Source organism: Mesorhizobium sp., assembly GCF_005063415.1.
Classification (GTDB): domain Bacteria; phylum Pseudomonadota; class Alphaproteobacteria; order Rhizobiales; family Rhizobiaceae; genus Mesorhizobium.
Map to the genome: position 1 here is coordinate 1 of NZ_SUEG01000438.1, position 225 is coordinate 225.

Sequence of the window (225 nt, forward strand, 5' to 3'; positions counted from 1 at the left end):
TCGACGAACAGGGCCGTATTCAATCCTTCAGCACCGCTGCCGAAACGCTGTTCGGTTACCAGTCGAGCGAAGTCATCGGTCAGAACGTCAATCTGCTGATGCCGTCGCCCTACCGCGAAGAGCATGACGCTTATCTCCACCGCTATCTATCGACCGGTGAGCGCCGCATTATCGGGCTCGGCCGCACCGTCACTGGAATGCGTAAGGATGGCTCAACCTTTCCGA

1 protein-coding gene is annotated in these 225 nt (G+C 57.8%); it reads left to right on the top strand.

Annotation, left to right across the window (positions count from 1 at the left end):
- The coding region (locus E5W70_RS32955) for a PAS domain S-box protein (RefSeq protein ID WP_292665542.1) at positions 1 to 225 on the top strand (225 nt) is incomplete at both ends.